This window comes from Sphingomonas endophytica (assembly GCF_001476895.1).
GTDB classification, from domain to species: domain Bacteria; phylum Pseudomonadota; class Alphaproteobacteria; order Sphingomonadales; family Sphingomonadaceae; genus Sphingomonas; species Sphingomonas endophytica_A.
The window spans coordinates 1-5047 of the sequence record NZ_LDTB01000032.1 but is presented as its reverse complement, the minus strand read 5'-3'; the positions used below and the strand labels follow the sequence as shown (position 1 = coordinate 5047).

The window sequence follows — 5047 nt, the reverse complement described above, 5'->3', positions numbered from 1 at the left end:
TCGACGTTGCGTGCTTGCGGCACAGCTCCGTCACCACCGCGCCCGCCTCGGCCTCCTTCAGAATGCCGATGATCTGCTCTTCCGAAAACTGCTTCCGCTTCATTCCGTCCGTCCCTTCGATGGGCCGGTCTCTAGCTCCAAGTGGATGAAGAAACGGGGGTCACGTCACACCTTGCGTCTTGCCGGAAAGATCAGATCCGGCGTGCCCGGAAGTTCTTTCCGGTGAAGGCGGAACCTGTAGCCCAGCCGGTGCGCAATGCGCCTTACGATCATCTCCGGCTTCGTGTCTTTGCCACGCACGCGCGCCATCAGGGCACTCCGATCGGCTTCGGATAGATGATCGACCATGATCCCCGCGATATCAGGAAAGAAGCGCTGCCCCTATCGCACGAGCTATCGCCCGGCGATCGTCGGCGGTGGCTATGACTATCTCCGGAGCTGGCCCGATCTGCTGAACGCCTTCCGGGATCAGTAGCAGTGCCTTGGGTCCGCTCGTTGCCGTTGGCCAGCAGGCTGCAAAATCATGAAGATACCCGAAGACCTTGTAGATGCTGTCGCTGAGATACGTGCCGTCCCGACTCTTCTTCATCTCGATGATGAGCATATCCCGTCGTCCATCCGGTCGCTCAAGCACCACCAATATGTCCGGGCGCCTCTCCGATCCCGTCACGCCGGCATGGCCGTTGATCACTGCACCATAGCGCCCGCGAATGCCGATTGCCGTCTTCGGACTCTGATTGAAGAAGACCTTCAGATTGCCGAACGACCGAGCGAACATGGCAACCTGTTTTCTGCCAGGAAGGACAAGTCCGAACTCGTCGGGATCACCTAACTCGAGTTCCTGCGACATCACATCCAGGACCATAACGAGGCTATATAGCTCGAACAGATCGTCGATATCGACCGGCTCGAGCCATCCTACCGCGAGCAGCATCAGCACTGCATGCCAGCGCGCCTCTTCGCTTCCATCGGACAGCATCGACCTTCTGGCTGCCAGATCCGCCGCCTTCGTATATTCCGGGCGACGCCGAAGGCGAGCCGAGGACAACATCACGGGTTCGAGCCGCAAGGGTTCGGAAATCGCTCCGAATAGATGATGGCCGCGAGCCTGATCGGCTCTTACCGCAATGGTTTCGAGGATGTCGTGCAGGCGGCTCCCCTTCGATCGCCGCCTTATGCCGACGATCGCATTCGCAAGATCCGCTACCAGCCAGCGCAGCAGCAGATTCTCTGGCAGTTCGTGCGAGCGCCGCCCGGTGCGGGACACATACTGTCCCGGCCGCAGCCAACCAGAGAGCCGACCTATGGACGTTCTATCCCATCGGGCATTCTGGGTGAGCGCCGGCCCTATGATAGTGTCTTCGTACCGGGCCTCGACAGCCAGAAGATCCAGTAGATGTGGAAGATCGGCATCCATGAAGCGGTCGTAGCGGCCGGACAGCAGGTCGACCAACGACGCAAGATGGGCGATGTCATCGCCGCCGTGCTCCAGCTTGCCGAGGAAAGCCTCCAGGCCGGCGAGATCGATCGGCTCTCCCGTGGAGGCCGCCACCGCCGATCCGAGACTGGCCAAGTGGCGTCCTGGATGTTCGGGCGAGCAGATGAAATCACGCCATCTCTGGCGATGCTCGATCACACTACGCCGGTCCAGATGCCAAGAACGCGCTGCAACTCTGGCTGGTCTGCTACATGAGGCGCGACCAGTGCGAAGATGCGTTCGTGGAGGTCGCTGCGCCCCTGGAATTGAGATGCGACGTTCAGTTCGAATGCGGCCTGGAACACCGTCGCCGGATCGCGGCCTGCATCCATAATCCACTCGCTATGTGCATGCGATAGCACGGCGATCGCAATTCCCGGTCCCAGCGGAACACCGAGAGAACCGAAGCCCCGGTCACGATGGGAGAAGAGCAAGGCTACGAGTTCAAGCATCTCCGCCATTTTACTATTCTCGATGGGGCCGAGCCGCTCGATGCGTTTCTCAAGAATTTCGCGGTAAAGCTGAGGCGTAGGCAGATCGACCGGCACGAAAGAGAAGCGCCGATTGAAGGCGGTCGACATGCGCTTCAGACTTGCCTTGTCGGCATCGTTCATCGCGCCGATCAGGCGCCACCAGTGCGGGACACCGATTATGTCCATGTCCGCCTCAGCGGCGACAGTCTGGGTTTCGAGCCTTACGCGTCTGAAACCGTCCGGCGAACGGCGGCGGTACGGCAAGGTGACCGCGTTGCCCGTCAGGAGCGTAAACAACTCTCCGAACGCCTTGTCGATGTCCGCACGGTTGATCTCGTCGATGATCAGGCATCGCTTCCGCTCAAGCGAATCCACCACCGCGCCCGGCAAAAAGTCGAGACGATCAGCCCCGTCGTCTTCGGCCGGAGTAGGAAAATAGCCGCCGATCGTCTCGAACGTCGTCCATTGATCCGTTGCGGGGACTATCCACACCGGGATGTCGGCCTTGTCGCATAGCGTCGCCGCGAGGCTCGTCTTGCCAGTGCCTGGAGGGCCGGTGAAGATGATGTGCATTCCGGCTCGAAGAGCCGCAACGGCTCTGAAGGCCGGCTCTCTCAGGCCCTTCAGATCGCCGAGGTCGTCCAATGCGGACGCAGGGATGTTCCAGTCGCCGGGGAATAAATCAGGCTCGACCAAACCGTCCACCACGTCGCTTTCGCGCTGCTCCGCCTTCAACGGATCCCGCGCCAGCAAGAGCCGAAGAATGTCCTTCTCGTCGATCGGTACGTCACCAAGCTGAATGGACTCGAAATCGTCCGGCCCATGCCGATCGAAGAGAACCCCGTCGCCCGTACGGCTTGCAAGGCCGTCACGATCGAGCCGAAATCGATCGATCAAGAGGTCGACCGCGCCCTGGGTGTCGACGACATTTTCACGCCACAGGAACCACGCCGCGAACGGCGGCAAGCACAGCCGCTTACCGATCCGTTTCAGCAGTGCCGGAGGATAACCGGAGGACAAGCTCCAGTCCGGACTGCGCTTGGCCCGTTGCCGGAAGATGTCCGGATGATCGCTTCGCTGGCGCTGGAGCGATTTCGCCGCATACGACGTCGCACGCCAACGAGTGGTGCCCGTATCCTTGAACGGGACGTAGAGGGGGCGTTCGTCTGGCACTCCATCGAACGAAAAGAATTCCTTCAGGAACCTCGTCTCGTCCGTCGATGCGAATTCACGCATCAATGCAGGATCGTCCGTGGTGGGAATATCCATCGCCAGCATCGTCAAGACGCTGATCAGAGTCGGATGACCGTCCCGTTCGAAATAATCGAGAGCGGCCTCGATGTGCTCGATCGTGAAGTAGGCCATCTTCAGACGAGCTCGAGCTGCGCCTGCTGGTCCTTCGCCTTCCGCCGAGCCCCGTGCAGCTTCAGCGGATCCACCTCGTGCCGGTCGATCTCGACTGCAACCACGTCGCGCAGATCCGCCATCTCGACGTCATATACGTCACGCATGACGGTGGGCAGCATCGCCTCGGCAATGCATCGCGCCAAAAGCGGAGGCACCGCATTCCCGATCTGCTGGCGGATCTGAGCCGCGGAACCTGCGAAGACGAAGTGGTCCGGGAACGACTGAAGGCGCGCCGCCTCGCGCAAGGTGATGGTACGAGCCTGGGTCGGATGAATGAACGCGCCGGTCGTGCCCTCGTTGAACTTCGTCGTGATCGTGTAGGCAGGAAAGTCGTCACGCAGGCGCTTGAGAAGCGTGGTAGCGTCATACTGTCGAATTTTGGCAAAACGTGCGGGAAGGACGTCCTTCGGCAGATTCGTCCAGTTCTGACCGGGCAGCAGCGTCTGGGCCGCAGTGCGGTCCAAGGTCGAAAGATCCGCCGCCGCATGCTGCCGGACCTCGGTCGAACGGCGACGCATCTCGACCTGATACTCCGTCGAAGCGGGCTGGCTGTAGGGGACGCCGTCCACCTCGCCGCCCTCGATGACAGGCGGAAGATCGCCGCATGCGTCGACGAAGGACACATGCGGCAGAGCACCCACACCGCCGGCCCCGATACGCGACAGATGAGCGAAGGGAAGGGAATAGTTCTTCCACAGCGTCGGGTTGCCATGAGTAGGGGCCGGGAACGGGATCGCACTACCGGTCCGGTTCCCGATGAAGATCAGACGGCGCCTCAACTGCGGGACGCCGTAATCCGCCGCCAGCAGGATCATCGGAGCGAGATCGTACCCGATCTCATTGAAGGCCTGGACGATGTCCAAGGCGACTTTCCCGTTGTTGTAGAGAAGCAGTCCGGTCACGTTCTCGAAGACGATCCACGAAGGCTGCAAGTGATCGACGATGTCGATGTAATTGTTGAAGAGACGATTGCGCGGATCGGTCAGGTCGCGACCGGCAGCCTTGCTCAGACCGCCCGAGGTACTAAAGCCCTGGCAGGAAGGCCCTCCCACGATCACGTCGATCTCACCGTCGACGAAGGAGGCGATGTCCTCGAAATCGCCCTTGCGAAGATCGCGCACCATCCCCTTGGCGCCCACGATGTTGTCGCGGAACGTCTGCACAGCGGCTTCCGCATAGTCGATCCCACCGACGACGCGGTAGCCGGCGTCCTGAAAGCCAGCCGCCAAACCGCCTGCCCCGCAGAAGAGGTCGAGGACGGTGGGCTTGGGCCCAGATTTATTCAAATTCACCATACCCGTCCCTTACGCAACCCGAAGCGATATTGTTCCTGCTATGTTCATTCCGGTCAAGCCAGAATGGTGCAGATGCGCTACGTAAGGTGATTCTAGGATGGACCGACTCCACGGGCAAGGGACCGCATCGAAGTCTGATCGTACGCGAATCCGAACCAACTGCAGCGCCCCCCGTGCCTCCAGCAATGAGGCTGACGGATGGCCAAGGGGAGGATGTTCGCCCGCGTTCGACATGAGTAAGATGAGCTGCGGCGGGACGGCCGCACAGCACTAACCGTTTTACAGCCTAGGCGTTAACCTATTGATCTCACTCGACCAGATTCGCGTACTTTTTACAGTTTCCAGCAGCGTCGGAGACCAGTTGCCACCGACGCAAAAAGCCCGCCAAGTCGTTG

5 protein-coding genes are annotated in these 5047 nt (G+C 60.6%); all 5 read right to left on the bottom strand.

All coding sequences use genetic code 11. The annotated features are described in order from the left end of the window. Nucleotides 1-103: transposase (locus tag NS334_RS09620; protein ID WP_153002678.1), on the bottom strand; the 103-nt coding region annotated here is incomplete at its 3' end. A gap of 62 nt (nucleotides 104-165) precedes the next feature. After that, the gene (locus tag NS334_RS17685) at nucleotides 166-348 is read right to left on the bottom strand and encodes a hypothetical protein (protein ID WP_083500379.1); all 183 of its coding nucleotides are present in this window, start codon (nucleotides 346-348) and stop codon (nucleotides 166-168) included. A 13-nt stretch (nucleotides 349-361) separates the two neighbouring features. Next, the gene (locus NS334_RS09615; RefSeq protein WP_153002677.1) at nucleotides 362-1636 is read right to left on the bottom strand and encodes a hypothetical protein; all 1275 of its coding nucleotides are present in this window, start codon (nucleotides 1634-1636) and stop codon (nucleotides 362-364) included. Then, entirely contained in the window at nucleotides 1633-3315 is a 1683-nt protein-coding gene (locus NS334_RS09610) for an AAA family ATPase (protein ID WP_058755757.1), read from the bottom strand. Before NS334_RS09610 ends, NS334_RS09615 begins: the two co-directional genes overlap by 4 nt. Nucleotides 3316-3317: 2 nt before the next feature. After that, nucleotides 3318-4652: a DNA cytosine methyltransferase gene (locus NS334_RS09605; protein ID WP_058755756.1), complete on the bottom strand. Its 1335-nt coding sequence runs from the start codon at nucleotides 4650-4652 to the stop codon at nucleotides 3318-3320. Between the last annotated feature and the right edge of the window lie 395 nt (nucleotides 4653-5047).